At 58.3% G+C, this 13,081-nt stretch carries 11 protein-coding genes and 1 pseudogene; 3 read left to right on the top strand and 9 right to left on the bottom strand.

The window, feature by feature from the left end:
* The first annotated feature begins 119 nt into the window (after positions 1–119).
* Together MHK04_RS12275 and MHK04_RS08015 are read left to right on the top strand one after the other, a co-directional pair.
* Positions 120–593 (top strand): short chain dehydrogenase, encoded by a 474-nt coding sequence (locus MHK04_RS12275; RefSeq protein ID WP_367404177.1) that lies wholly within the window; start codon positions 120–122, stop codon positions 591–593.
* A 296-nt stretch (positions 594–889) separates the two neighbouring features.
* Positions 890–1,603, top strand: a pseudogene (locus tag MHK04_RS08015) (IS6 family transposase).
* Positions 1,604–1,774: 171 nt separating this feature from the next.
* Here MHK04_RS08015 and MHK04_RS08010 read toward each other — a convergent pair.
* Together MHK04_RS08010 and MHK04_RS08005 are read right to left on the bottom strand one after the other, a co-directional pair.
* Positions 1,775–3,139, bottom strand: a complete 1,365-nt coding sequence (locus tag MHK04_RS08010; RefSeq protein ID WP_239208214.1) for an MFS transporter — start codon at positions 3,137–3,139, stop codon at positions 1,775–1,777.
* Entirely contained in the window at positions 3,136–3,645 is a 510-nt protein-coding gene (locus MHK04_RS08005) for a ThiF family adenylyltransferase (protein WP_239208215.1), read from the bottom strand. Before MHK04_RS08005 ends, MHK04_RS08010 begins: the two co-directional genes overlap by 4 nt.
* Positions 3,646–3,674: 29 nt before the next feature.
* Between MHK04_RS08005 and MHK04_RS08000 the strand changes: the two genes are divergently transcribed.
* Positions 3,675–4,460, top strand: coding sequence for an ArsR/SmtB family transcription factor (locus tag MHK04_RS08000; protein ID WP_200895294.1), 786 nt, complete (start codon positions 3,675–3,677; stop codon positions 4,458–4,460).
* 144 nt (positions 4,461–4,604) lie between these two features.
* Here MHK04_RS08000 and MHK04_RS07995 read toward each other — a convergent pair whose 3' ends face one another.
* The 7 genes from MHK04_RS07995 to MHK04_RS12340 form a co-directional block, all read right to left on the bottom strand.
* Entirely contained in the window at positions 4,605–5,141 is a 537-nt protein-coding gene (locus tag MHK04_RS07995) for a hypothetical protein (protein ID WP_239208216.1), read from the bottom strand.
* Positions 5,119–6,789 (bottom strand): relaxase/mobilization nuclease domain-containing protein, encoded by a 1,671-nt coding sequence (locus MHK04_RS07990; RefSeq protein ID WP_239208217.1) that lies wholly within the window; start codon positions 6,787–6,789, stop codon positions 5,119–5,121. Before MHK04_RS07990 ends, MHK04_RS07995 begins: the two co-directional genes overlap by 23 nt.
* Positions 6,770–7,132: a plasmid mobilization relaxosome protein MobC gene (gene mobC, locus MHK04_RS07985; RefSeq protein WP_239208218.1), complete on the bottom strand. Its 363-nt coding sequence runs from the start codon at positions 7,130–7,132 to the stop codon at positions 6,770–6,772. The genes MHK04_RS07990 and mobC overlap by 20 nt, the downstream gene beginning before the upstream one ends.
* A gap of 252 nt (positions 7,133–7,384) precedes the next feature.
* Positions 7,385–7,903: a hypothetical protein gene (locus MHK04_RS07980; protein WP_239208219.1), complete on the bottom strand. Its 519-nt coding sequence runs from the start codon at positions 7,901–7,903 to the stop codon at positions 7,385–7,387.
* Complete coding sequence (locus MHK04_RS07975) at positions 7,900–8,337, bottom strand: hypothetical protein (protein ID WP_239208220.1); 438 nt, start codon at positions 8,335–8,337, stop codon at positions 7,900–7,902. Before MHK04_RS07975 ends, MHK04_RS07980 begins: the two co-directional genes overlap by 4 nt.
* Before the next feature lie 166 nt (positions 8,338–8,503).
* On the bottom strand, positions 8,504–12,643 hold the full coding sequence (locus tag MHK04_RS07970; protein ID WP_239208221.1) for a DNA polymerase: 4,140 nt from the start codon (positions 12,641–12,643) through the stop codon (positions 8,504–8,506).
* The gene (locus MHK04_RS12340; RefSeq protein ID WP_408918896.1) at positions 12,640–12,879 is read right to left on the bottom strand and encodes a helix-turn-helix domain-containing protein; all 240 of its coding nucleotides are present in this window, start codon (positions 12,877–12,879) and stop codon (positions 12,640–12,642) included. Before MHK04_RS12340 ends, MHK04_RS07970 begins: the two co-directional genes overlap by 4 nt.
* Positions 12,880–13,081: the final 202 nt, after the last annotated feature.

The raw sequence follows: 13,081 nt of genomic DNA, 5'->3' as shown, positions 1-13,081 counted from the left end.
CAGGCTACACCCACATCACGCGCGACCAGGCTAACTGCCTCGCCTGCCACCACGCGCTCAACAGCAGCATCCTTAACATCCTTCGGAGTCCAACGCGTCACAACTACCTCCCGGTCGAAGTGGCGCATTCACCCCTTGACAGCACGGAGGCTGGTCCGCTTGACGCGATTGTAGTCTGCGCAGGGTTTGCGCCCTTTAGTCATCTTACGGATCTTTCCCGTGAGGATTTTTCGGCTGCAGCAACTGGAAAACTATTAGGACAAGTTAGCTTGGTTACCGAAGGGCTTTCATATCTTAACGACGGTGGATCGTTTACCCTTACGACTGGAATTTTGTCTCAGCATCCTATTGCCGGCAGTGCTGCAGCGTCTATGGCTAATGGTGGTGTTGAATCGTTTGTCACCGCAGCTAGCACTGAACTCCCACGCGGACAGAGGATTAATGCGGTAAGCCCAACGGTGCTCAAAGAAGCTACCGGGTTTCATTCTGCTTTTCCTGGGTTCAAACAAGTTCCTGCGACAGCGGTAGCCGACGCATATATACGCTCTGTAGAAGGAGTCGAAACAGGGAAGGTGTTCCAAGTCTGGAACTAGAAAGCCTCACCCCATAATGTTCTAGGCGTTGAAAACCGCCTAAAGCGGCGCAGCCGTGATGGTAAATCAGCGCGCCCGTCGGTTCTGGCATATGTTATAGCGTATGTTCCGCCATACGCTAAAGCATGTGTTCCGCCATACGCTAAAGCATATGTCTAGTAATACGTAGTCCTAGCTGCTCTTTCGTGCGTCTAGCTAGGGTGTTGGGCGGGGACATTGACGGACTTGAACATGGCTACGAGGGTGCTGTTGCAAAGTTGGGGCAGTAGGAAGAGCGACGTGAAGTAGTCACAACCATGGGTATCTTCTCCGGTCGTCATTTCCCCCGTGACATCATTCTGTGGGCAGTGCGGTGGTACTGCCGCTACGGGGTGAGCTACCGCGATCTGGAGGAAATGATGACTTCAGCGGGGCGTGCCAGTCGATCACACCACGATCTACCGCTGGGTCCAGAAATACGCCCCTGAGCTGGACAAGCGAACACGGTGGTACCGGCAGGTACCTGACTGGCAGGCCAGTTCCTGGCGGGTGGATGAGACCTATATCCGGGTCGGCGGCAGGTAGTGTGCTACCTCTATCGGGCGATCACCGCCGGTGGCCAGACCCTGGACTTTTACCTCTCTTCGAAGCAGAACGTGGCCGCAGCGAAGCGTTTCCTGGCCAAGGCCCTCAGATCCAATGCGTCAGCCGGGTATCCCAGAGTGATCAACACCGATAAAGCACCCTTCCTAGCCAGGGCAATCGCCGAGTTGAAGTCAAAGGGAATCTGCCCGCCAACAGTGGAACACCGGCAGGTGAAATACCTCAACAACATCCTGGAAGGCGACCATGGTCGGCTGAAGCGGATCCTCGGGCCGAAAGGCGCGTTTAAGAACCGGACATCTGCATATCGGACGTTGAAAGGGATGGAGGCGATGCACTCAGTGCGGAAAGGGCAAGGCACGATGTTTGCCTACGGGCAACCGAACCCGGACGCGGTGATCGTCAACCGGGTCTTCCAGAATATCTAAGCAGGCTGGGCCATAATGCTGGCCAGGCGACGAAGAAAGGAGTGTTCGCGGTTCTCCACCCAACTTTGCAACAGCACCCTCGTATTCGCGTTTACCAGTTTCGGAGCACAGTACGCATTCGACTGGCGGCTTCTTCGACCTCCTCCGATGGTGCTTCATCACACAATGATTCTAAACTTCAGGTGTAACTGGCTCCTGTAGGTGACTGATGATGGTGGCAGCAACTACGAGCGCTGCGGCACCGAAGACTCCACCGGCGACCGCGACGGCTGTGTGGAAGCCTGTGAGGAACGCTCCACTGGCGACCATTCCGCCGAGGACTGCGACGCCGACGACGCTGCCGGTCTGGCGGGCGGCATTGATGACTCCTCCTGCGATGCCGGCATGTTCCGGCGGGGCCGAGGCCACTGCGGCCGAGGTCGCGGCCGGCATCGCGAAGGCCATCCCGAATCCAGCCGTGAAGGTCAACACCGCGACCACCACGTAAGGGGTTTCTGCGGTGAGCAGCACGAGGCTGCTGAAGCCGATCGTGCCGACTACCAGGCCGGTGAGCATGGTGGGGAACGCGCCCCACTGGGCGACGGCACGGCCGCCCAGCGGTGACGCGACCACGGCGCTGCACGCCTGTGGTGCCAGCGCGAGGCCTGCCAGCCACGGCTCGTATCCCAGGTACTGCTGGAAGAAGAGGGAGAGCACGAAGAGTTGTCCGAAGAAGCTGATGTTGAGCGCGAGCCCTACCATTGCGGCCACGGAGAACCGGGCACGAGTGAACAAGGCCATCGGCAGCATCGGGTCCGGGTGTCGTCGCTCTGCGATGATGAACAGGGCGAGGAAGACGCCCCCGGCGATCAGCACGGCTACCTGCCAGGGCGACCATCCGTGTTCGCCTGCGGTGATGACTGCATAGGTTACTGCCACCAGCGTGAGCACGGAGAGCACCTGTCCGGGTAGGTCCACCCGTCTCGCGCGACTGCCCGTGAGCGCGGGAATTGCCCACAAGGTGAGCAGACAGCCGATAGCGACGATGGGGAGGTTGACCCAGAACACCGCCCGCCACCCGATCGTCGACACCAGCGCTCCGCCCAGGACCGGTCCGATCGCGGCGGCAACACCTCCTGCGCCGCCCCACAGCCCGATGGCGCGTGCTCGTTCCTTCGGATCGTCGTACACAGCCGACAGCAATGCCAGAGAGCCCGGCACGATCGCTGCCGCGCCCACGCCCTGGACGGCGCGACCAGCGACGAGGAACCCGCCTGTGGGAGCGAGGGCGCACACGGCCGAGAGCACAGCAAAGACCACCAGGCCAGCGAGGTAGACCCTGCGGGCCCCGAGACGGTCGCATGCGGCCCCAGCTGTGAGAAGGAACGCGGCGAACACGAGGGTGTAAGCGTCGACGACCCACTGCAGTGAGCCCACCGTCGTGTCGAGGTCAGTGCCGATCTCGGCGAGGGCGACATTGACGATGGTCGTATCGAGCATGACGATGAAGAAACCGAGGAGGGTCGCGACCAGCGCCGTGAGCCGATGCGCGGTCATACGCGAGACTCCAGCGAAGCCTCGGCGGGCGGGTGGCCGAAGTAGGTGCGCTTGCTCAGGTCTTGATCCCAGGTCCGGTAAGACCGGTCCAGCAGTGTCGGCAGCACCAGATCGAACAGGCGCCAGGACGCGGCGAAGTGCATGTCCCGGATCTCCCTGGCCGTCTCTCCCCCGGTGAGCGCGAGGAGTTGCTGGGCGACGACTTCGGCCTTGTTGCGGCCGATCGTGTCTCGCCCGGCGCCGTACTGGCGTTGCACGTTAGTCAGGTCGAAGTGGTCGGGATCGGCCAGTTTCAGGTTGAGTGCGCCCATGCGCACCAGGCGGGCGGCTGCGGCACCGCCGATGCCCCCGGTGCCGACGATGCCGATCATGGCATCGCGCAACCGTGCTTGGCGTTCACGCTGTTCCTCGGTGGTGTCGCCGAGCCAACCCAGGTTGCGGTCAACGCGTTCCCAGTAGAAGTCCTCATCGTAGTGCCCGCGTAGCCGTTGGCGGTCCCCGTTCATCGCGATCGCTCCCTTCGTCTCCTGATGCAATGAATCTGGTGAGTTCAGACTATGCCTGCGATTGTTCGGTCGTCACCGAACAGTTCCGGGTGCATACTGGAGGCATGGTTGCGCGCGTGTTTCCTGAAGCGGTCCCGGATATCTCGACAGTCGCGTCGGCTCTGGCTGACTCGTCGCGGGCGGCCATGTGTGCTGCGCTCATGGACGGGCGGGCCTGGACGGTTGGTGAACTGGGCAGGTACGCGGGCCTGGCCCGGTCGACGGCGAGCGAGCATGTTGACGTGCTCGTCACCCACGGTCTCGTCCACGACATTCGGCAGGGCCGGCACCGCTACATTCGCCTGGCCGGGGAAGACATCGCACGAGTGGTCGAGAGCCTTGGCGTGGTCGCCCGCTCGCCCCTGCCCACTCCTCACAGCCTCAGCGCGTCACGGGCGAATGCGAACCTACGTGAAGGCCGCACCTGTTATCAGCACCTCGCCGGTAAGCTCGGGGTGCGCCTGGCTGAACAACTGGAAGAGCACGAGTTCATCGACTCGCACTGTCAGGTCACTAATCAAGGTCATCGCTTGTTCATACAGTGGGGTGTGCCCCCGAAGATGCTCGACACGGGCAGGTCGTGCATGGACTCCACCGAACGCCGCTTCCACCTCGCCGGCCCTCTCGGCACGGGAATCTGCAAGACTCTGCTGGATAAGGAATGGCTTTCCCGCAGGGGTCGTACCCGGGCCGTGCGTCTCACTCCCGCCGGGCGGGCAGCGCTCAACGACGCGGGGATCTCCCTCAATTGCCCGACAGCCGTCCCTGAGGGCTGAAGTCGTTCTTTGGCACCGACGTGACCTTTCGGACGATCGAAAGCCGGTCGGAACAGCACCAGAGAGAGCATAAAAGAAGCGTAGCGGTTAACCGCTACGCTGTGTGTGGGAGTCTTTTAGCTTTTTACAGTGCATGTGTTCGAGTTAGTGGTTCGTTTCTTTCCTCGGGTGGTTGCGACGGTATTCCTCGACCAAATGAGCAATACCTGGCACAGCCTGCGACAGCATCCGAGTCATAAGCGCTATAAGAACGCCTAAAACGATAAGAGTTAGCGCCAACCATCCCAGTGTTGAGCCAATGCCGTTAGCCTCCTGGACGTGACTCCACAGAGCACCTATGCCGTCAGGTATGCCGAACATTTCTAGCAATCCCTTGCCTAAGGCTCCGACAGCAACGAGTGCGATAGCGACGAAGAGAACGCTGGCTGCAATCCATGAAGCAGACAGGCAGGCCTTAATGAAGTGCGTGCTCGACTTTGCCATATCCTCGTTATACTGCTTGCGCTCTGCGCGTATCTCCTCCAGCAGCTTTTCGTTGGACTCCTTCTCCTGGAGCAGGGCACTGCGAGCCTTATCGGACTCTTTTGCTGCCTTGTGCAGGCTTTCGGACTCTTTCGACATTGCCTCAGAGACCGCTACTGCTACCAGTGGCTCCAGGTCAGTAGTCAGGGACGTCGTCATCTGAGCGTTGAGGCTCTGGGCTACTGCTTGGCTGGAAGCCCGGTCGAGCTGGATGGGGCTTTGTGCTGCCCTGATTACCTCCCGTTGCAGCTTTACGAGCTGCGACATCTGCTGATTTAGCTCGAGTAGAGTCCCCTTGACCCCGTCCATGCCGCTGGGTAGTGCCTCGATATTCCTTATCAGGCCGGTGATCATCTGTTGCACTTCCATCATCGCTAGCTGAAAGTGACTGCTGCTCACGTAGTTCTTGTTCTCGGCGAGTTTGCTCCTTACGCTTCCTAATTCGGTCTCCACTTTCGTTAATCGCGTCGAGAAGTCGCTGGGCAGACTGTTGATAATCTCCCCCGCGTTCTCCGGCAGGTTCTTCAGTTTCTCCTGCACCGTCTTGATAGCCTTCTCCACTTTGTTCAGGCGTGGATGGAAAACCTTCAAGACGTTTTCCATCTTGCCCTTCGCTGCTGCCTGGGCTATCTGTGTCATCTCGGTCACTGAGACCATAATTAAATCCCTCCTGGGAGTAGTAGTTATCTTCTTCCTCCTCGTCATCGAGAAGGCTGGAGCCGTATTTCGCCTCCAGATCATCGTCAATTGCATCGGCTTGAAGTTCCACCTCCTGTCGCGCAACGAGAGCTGCCTGAGCCTCGTTAACGCGCTCGGAGATACCCTTCAGCGAGTAGCTGCGGCCTAATTTCGAGCCGGCTTTAGCTGCCTTGCGCTTTCGGGTACGCCCGGCCTTCGTGGTGTTCGTAAAATAGGCCTCCTCTCCGTCATCGTCGACCAGGGCCACGGTTAACGACTCGCCCTCGGTCTTTGAGTTAGGCTGCACTTTCAGGGACAGGTTGTAGTCACCCGCGACCTCTAGCGCTTTCTCCAGCGGGTCCTCAGCATCGGCTACTCGTTCATCAGCGCACAGTTCATCTATGCGCTTGCGAGCGAAATCAGCCCAGGTGATAGCTGTTAATTCACCCACACCCAGGCCCGTCGAATCTATAGGCTTGCCCTCTTTGCGTGCCCTGCGCTCGGCAGGAAGTAGCGATATTTCCGGCTTTATCGGCTTGCTGCCTTTCAGCTTTTTCGGCCTGCTGCCCCTGGGCAAGCCTCCCGGCTTGCCCAGGACGCGCATCCCCAACTCGCGCATCAACTCGTCGTTGACGTTGCGCAACTTAAACCAGTTACGCATATCCCTCGGCGCAGCCTTCTTCGTCTGCGGGTCGTGATTGGCAAAGACGATATGGTTATGGACGCAGCCGCTTTTACTGTCGGTGTGCGTGGCAACGGTAAACGGAACTCCCGTACCTTTAGCCAGCCGCATCGCCAGCTCTGAACCGGCGGCATTAGCCCGAGCTACATCAGCCGGGTCATCCTTATTCAGCTCATCTTTCGCCCACGATTGGATATAAATAATGGCTTGGTCAGTGCGCCCCGCTGGAGCATAACGCTCCATCTCGTCCACACTGGCCTCCATGAAATCCACTCCAGACCAGCGGCCAGATGTCGCCGACGGCGAAAACGTTTCAGCGTTGGGTTGAACCGTGCATAAAGCATCAGCTCGCACCCGGCCCTTGCGGGCATTGTCTGCCGTTCCGTAGACGGCATACACCGTCGCCGCGCGGAGGTTCTGGCTGTAGCTAATCTTGATTGTGGACAAAGTCTTTCACCTCCTTGCGAAGGGAATCGACTTTCTTAGCGATATCTTCTACCTTCTCAGACACCGGTTCAGTCCCGTCGATATTCGCCCGCCGAGCCAGCTGGTTTAGATTGATGCCAATCCGACGCAGCTGCTCGTTCATCTCGTCCCACCGGCGCAGAGTATCCGGGGCTAAACGCTTTTGCGTTAGCACGCTCTCCTCCTCTGCGAGGACATAGAGAGCTTCCCGGAACACGACGGCCTTCTGCACACCTGCGACCCGTGCGACCTCCTCGACAAATCGGTCTAAATCCTTGTCGAGGCGCACGGTTGTCCGCGAATATGTCGAGAACTTGTCTCGCATATCCACCTCCTAAATTCCATACTTACTGTGGCAGGGTGGCCCCGACTGCTGACGCAGCCAGGGCCACAGTCTGTTAGTGAGGGTCACGCTTCTCCGGTGTCGGCCCCCTGAATCTGCTGCGCATCTTCAGGCGTACTCGCCACCGTCAAAGACGGCCCTCCCTAACAGGCGGCCAGCAAGCCACTCGGGCACCTCCGGTGCCTCGTGGCGCTGGCGAGGGAGATACTCTCCCTCGACCCTCTGGCCCTACGCTCACTGACCGTAATGGTCAGTTTGCTCCGGGCCTGCGGGGGATTCCTCCGGCTCTGTGGAGCCTTCGGAATCGACCTCAGAGGCTTCCTCCGCCTCTTCGTATTCCCCGCCGTGGGAGTCCTCAGAACCCTCCGACTCCTCCGACTCTGTAGAGTCATCGGAGCCTTCATCGGCTTCTTCGTCCTCCGTCTCCTCCGGCTCGGCAGAGCCTTCGGAATCGACTTCGGAGCCTTTATCAGCTCCTTCGTCCTCCCCTCGATGAGCGCCCTCGTCCTCCTCGGACGCTTCGCGGGAAGAGGCCACCTGTGCGCCGCATTCCACGAGCAGTTCCCGGACAGAACGGTCGAGAAATGCGGCCCATTTGCTCGACGGTTCATAAACGCAGGCGGCGAGAACTTTGCCTAACCTACGCTCAATTTCCTCGAACTCCGCAGCCAATTCGGCTTCCTCTCGCTTCTGCTTCTCCAGGCGAGCTTCAAACTTTTTTATCGCAGAGGCGGTCTGAGACTTCGTAATCATAGTTCTGGTTCCCATCCTTTATCTGTGTCGTTTTCTTCTGGTTCATTCTGGAAAAGAGGGGCAAATCGCGGGTCTTTAACCGGGACGTTACGGGGCTTGCGCTCGGTCTGGCCCTGGGGCTGGCCCGGAGGATTGCCGGTGGTCTTGACCCGCATTTTCCTGTCGCGTTCGTCAAGCTCCCGTGACAGCTGGTCTATTTCGGTATCGACCTTCTTCCTCTCCTCCTGAAGCTGCTCCAGGGACACGCCCTCTGCGGGAGCGTGTTGGGCAAGATCCTCGAGAATCTCCTGGACGCGATTAGAACGACGGATGATGTCAGCGCAGTCGAGGCCGACTAAACCTGCGATAAGACCCTTTGCGGATTCCTCGGCTTCGTAGCGTTCTTTAGCCCCGCCGCGAGGTGTCCGGGGCGGCTGCGGTGATTGTGGCTCCATGGCCAACTCCTTTCTTTAGGTTGCGGTATTTCGGTGCCATTGGGCACTTGGGTTAAGCACCCGATGGTTCAAGACTTCCAGGGGGTACTGTTGCCTACGTTGTTAACGTCTCTGTGACGATAAAAGTGCCTATAGGAGGCCCGCGAGAGAGCTTCATGCAGACCGCCTACTTACACTCAGACCAGTTGTCGCCAGGGCCAGCTGAATCCGAGAGCACAGGGACAGAGACCCCACCAGAGGAAGGCAACTCGACAGCCTTAAAGGCGGCTACCACACACTCCTTAATCCCCTCAGCACGCTCGCGTGGCACCGAGAGAATAATCTCGTCATGGACGAAAATGCGTACCATCTCCAGGACTTCCCTCGGGAGATTGAGAACGCCCTCCAGGAATACGTCTCGGGCCGTGCCTTGACCGTATGCAGCCGGTGCTTGGGTATAAGCCCTATCTCGTGCGACAGCTACACGGCGACCGAAGCCGGTGGAAACCCAGCCACGAGTCTCGGCGCTTTTACGCAGAGACTCTTTGAAGGACTCCAGCTCTGGGAACTCACGATGCAGGCGGTCAAGCTGAGACCGAGCCTCAACAACAGAGATGCCAGCATGGTCGGCAAACGACTTTGGCCCCATGCCGTAGTTTGCCGCATGGCCGAGAGCTTTAGCCTCAGACCTGCGGGACTTATCGCCAAATACACGGACAGCCATCTCTGTATGTGCGTCACGACCAAGCGCGAATAGCTCTGAGTAGCGCTCGTCACCGCTGCCAGCAGCCATGCACCTAGCATCAATCTGGCTCAAATCCACGCTGATAAGAACCTCGTCAGCACTATCCGAGAGGATCATCTCGCGTTGACGGATAAGCCTTTTATCACGAGAACCGAAAACCGTCATACCTGGATCTTTGGTGCTCAAGCGTCCAGTGTTCTGACTGGACTTAATAGACGGGTACACACGGTCACCGTGCAGATACTTTTTAATCGTCGCAGCAGGCGTCGAGGCTTGCAGCAGTGTTTGCATCCTGGTCGCCAGCTCGACTACCTCGGGGGTGCCTGCATGTTGCTCAGCAAGCTCCTGCATCGCCTTACCGCTAATCGAGATCCCACCTTTCTTTGTACGCGGCACTTCGGCACCGAATCGGCCAAAGTAGTCTGCAATAGCCTGCTTGCCATCTACCGAAGCCCATGGCGACGTACCTTCGTCGGGCATACCGACAGTGTCTACTAGCCACTGTCGGATATTGCTTTTCGTCTGTTCTTCCTCCGCGAAAAAAGCCTCGACCTTACCGGTGTCTACACGGATACCTTTCGCTTCCACGACGGATAGAGCGTACGTCTTTTCGTGCTCACGCTGGAGATATTCCTCGCCCACTGCGTCGATGGTCTCAGGCAGAAGCTTGCTGTATACGGCAGTGTTCGCCCGCACGTCCTGGAGCGCGTACTTGACATAGTCAGGGTCATCGGTGGGTATCTTGTCGAAGCCACCAAACTGCTCCGCCTGCGCGTCAAGTACTGTTTTCCCATCTTTGAGCAACTTTCCACCAACGCCGTAACGCGACGCGACAGCATCGAGGGTGTACTTCAAGTTTTTAGCACCACCGGCAGCCAGTCGCGCCATAACGAGAGTGTCGTGCACACGGTTAGACTTCACCAGAGCCTCAACATCGAGACCATAAAGACGCTGTAGCGCAGCCAGGTCGTATTGGACGATGTTGTGGCCTACGACCACGCCTGCACGCTCAATTAGAGGCAGCAGCTCACCTGCAATATCAGTTGTAGCTACAGGTTCTGCACCATTGATGGAGTAAGTAGCCAACCGGACAAAGCCAGGGTCATCCGTTAAATGCAGGTCATCGGCACTGCCGGTCTCCAAGTAGAATACCAGCGTGTCAACACTATCTGTATCCGAAGGCTCAGGTGTTGCAGGCGTAGAAGGCTCTGGCGGCACACTGTTATCGGTACCAGGACCAGGACCACCGCCCTGGTCACCCTCGCACACCACATGAAAAAGCTTCGTGTGGTGCTTTACACCAGCGCTTTCAAGACAATATCCGCCAATCCACGCGCCTTGCAGACGGGAGTAGACACGCCCGAGGCGGCGTGCTGAGACCTCATCCAAAGAAACCAGACCCTCAGGCAGAGGGACATAGTCGCGGGAGTCAGCGATCTTGCATCCCGCGTCGAAGGCGCGGAAATCGTCGCCCTCCATTGCTTCATAGAGCCACGCTAGGTGCTCAGCGTTTTCCTGCTCAGAAGCGTTATACCGTGCTCGGATCTCCTCCAAGTCTGTCGTGAGATCGGCATACCCGACGTGCTCCAAGGTGCCACCGACCACGTGATACCAGCCCTCGAAAGAGCCGAACGGCCCGGCCACATTAGGTGATGGCCTGCCAGCCACAGCCCATGCACGGATTAGTGTCAGTGCCGCTGCCAGCAGTTCACGCCGGTGAGCACGCACATATCGGCGCAGGTGAGGATGCCGGAAACCGCTGCGAGATTCAGGCCTGGAGCACTTCGGGTCGAGAAGAATAGGAACGACACGGCGGGCCAGGTCGCCGTCAACAGCGATATTATTTCCAGCTGCGTACACGCACAGGTTGTTTTGTACCGAAATCATGCGCGACTCACCAAGGATGCGGTCGGTATAAGACTCGGCTGTCAGCAGGGCAGATAGAGCTTTACTATCCACACCGACGCTACATTCGTCGAGGAAAAGTGTTGCAGCACCAGCAAAAAGCTTCGACGCAATTACCTTCCGCATCTCTGTCTCAGTACCAGGCAAGTCCTGCACCGCAGCAGTCTCGCCTGTTGCGATCAGATGGAAAACATCTGTGAGCAGACCTTTTCCAGAGGATCGGCGCACGGCAGAAATCACGTGCATAGGTGCTGTAGTAAGCATCGGGCGCGCCAGAGGTGTTAGCAGAGCACCGAGAGCACGGGTGCGATCAGCAGGAGTTACCCACGGAAAATCGTAGAGAACATCCTCAAGCAGCACCTTTGCATTCTCCACGTCCTGATCACTTGGTTTATCTGGTACAGAGATGCCGATAAGGGAATCGTCGAGGTCTACATAGACACCCGTGCCCTTGTGGTAACCCGAGCGCGTGATAATTTCGCCAGTCTCTGTAACCAGCGGCGACCGCGTCACGCTGTGCAGCGGCGGCAGACTATCGGTATAGCCAGGTGAGAAAATCACGTCGATATCTTTGTCCATCGGTGCCACGACAGTGGTGGAATCATCAGTTTCACGCACCAAATCGAAAGCAGCAGCAGCCAGACGCCGCCCCGTTGCACGGTCTACCGGCACCAGGACAGCCTGGCCATCACGCCGAGAAATCATTACAGGACGAGAATCCTGGCGAAACAGTGTCACACCTGCATGTTTACTCTCAATTGCCTCCCAAGCTCGATCCCATAGCGTTTCAGGCGGCAAGTCGGTATGAAGCTTCGGACGCGAGTCGTTGCGAGTCTCGTCAGTGTTGCTGCGCTGCTTCTTGCTAGCACGCTTCGGCATCTTGCTGGCAGGCTTAGCCTGCGCCCGGCGAATCCACAGCTCAAGCATCTCAGAGCGCTCGCCATCGTCCACAGTGGCAAGGACATCATCTAACCCTTGCGACCCGTGGCCTGGCATACGCACGAAACGGACAGGGCATGCACCCCACGCCTTACAGTGTTCACCAAGGCCTTGCGCACCGTCGTAGACAGCACGGTTAGAGCCAGCATCAGCATCAGGGATGATGTAGACAGACTGCCCTTTAAGACGGGCAAAAGCAGGGTTAGGCCCGTCCTCGCCACCCATCCATGTCTGAATACCAGGGATGCAGTACACAGCAGTCGTGTCATCAGTCCAGGTCATCGCAGCAAGAGCCTGCTTCGTACCCTCGACCACCAGCACGCGACGTGTGGCACTCGTAATCGGTCGCCGCTCGATAAACGACGGCGAGATATTCGACCCTTCTTTCTTCGGGCAGATGTATTTACGGGGTCGCCCCTCCTCGTCCACCAAAGAACCAGGTTGTGGCTTTACTTGCCACGTCACACCGCGCCCGGCCTCAACCATTGGATAGACCAAAGCCGGAAGGGTGTCGTTTCTATCTGCAATCCAGCGCAACGGCTCAGGCAGCTCGTCACGGGTGGAGGCAGTATAGACACCAGTTGCAGCGATTGTTTCATCGCTAATAGCAGAGGCATGAAGCTCAGCTAGATGGTCTGAATTAAGGTCAATGTCTGGACTTATGACAGTCGAGGCAGTAGAATCAGAGTTGTTCAGATTATGAGAGGCGCTCTCCGGGGCGCTTTTCTTATGTGTCACGCCGCTGCACCCCCAGACAGAACAGTTGTAAGGCGGCAACGTTGCTCCTCACTTAAAGCAGGCGCAACGCCTACAATGGCATCGACGAAATCCTCGACAGTCGCCGGGCGGTGACATGCCGCTAAGTAAGCATCGAGATCGGCGCGGCTTACTCGGTACGTGCCGCCGATAAGATGTGCTCCCAGCTCGCCACGCTTAATCCTGTCGCGCAGAACGTCAGCGCTGCCGAGACCCATGTCGGTGAGGTCAGCGAGGGTATAAAACGAAAGACGGGGGTTGACCGCAGGAGCGGTAACAGAGGAAGACAAAGCGTACTCCAGACAGCATTAATCGCTATCCGGAGAGGGGTGCGTTCCCGGCTTATATCTGGGCGGTCTGAGAGCACCGTGCGCAGCTTCGCTTTACGGGAGCGCTAACTCCCTACCCAACCTCTGTCCC

The sequence above is a fragment of the Corynebacterium nasorum genome, assembly GCF_022345765.1.
Classification (GTDB): domain Bacteria; phylum Actinomycetota; class Actinomycetes; order Mycobacteriales; family Mycobacteriaceae; genus Corynebacterium; species Corynebacterium kefirresidentii.
The sequence above is the reverse complement of the archived record's forward strand: the minus strand, read 5'-3'. Positions and strand labels throughout refer to the sequence as shown.

What these genes read in the sequence shown, in the direction of transcription:
- MHK04_RS08010 (WP_239208214.1), bottom strand. Translation starts at nt 3,139, where the DNA reads ATGACCGCGCATCGGCTCACGGCGCTGGTCGCGACCCTCCTCGGTTTC.
- MHK04_RS08005 (WP_239208215.1), bottom strand. Translation starts at nt 3,645, where the DNA reads ATGAACGGGGACCGCCAACGGCTACGCGGGCACTACGATGAGGACTTC.
- MHK04_RS08000 (WP_200895294.1), top strand. Translation starts at nt 3,675, where the DNA reads ATGAATCTGGTGAGTTCAGACTATGCCTGCGATTGTTCGGTCGTCACC.
- MHK04_RS07995 (WP_239208216.1), bottom strand. Translation starts at nt 5,141, where the DNA reads ATGACGACGTCCCTGACTACTGACCTGGAGCCACTGGTAGCAGTAGCG.
- mobC (WP_239208218.1), bottom strand. Translation starts at nt 7,132, where the DNA reads ATGCGAGACAAGTTCTCGACATATTCGCGGACAACCGTGCGCCTCGAC.
- MHK04_RS07980 (WP_239208219.1), bottom strand. Translation starts at nt 7,903, where the DNA reads ATGATTACGAAGTCTCAGACCGCCTCTGCGATAAAAAAGTTTGAAGCT.
- MHK04_RS07975 (WP_239208220.1), bottom strand. Translation starts at nt 8,337, where the DNA reads ATGGAGCCACAATCACCGCAGCCGCCCCGGACACCTCGCGGCGGGGCT.
- MHK04_RS12340 (WP_408918896.1), bottom strand. Translation starts at nt 12,879, where the DNA reads ATGGGTCTCGGCAGCGCTGACGTTCTGCGCGACAGGATTAAGCGTGGC.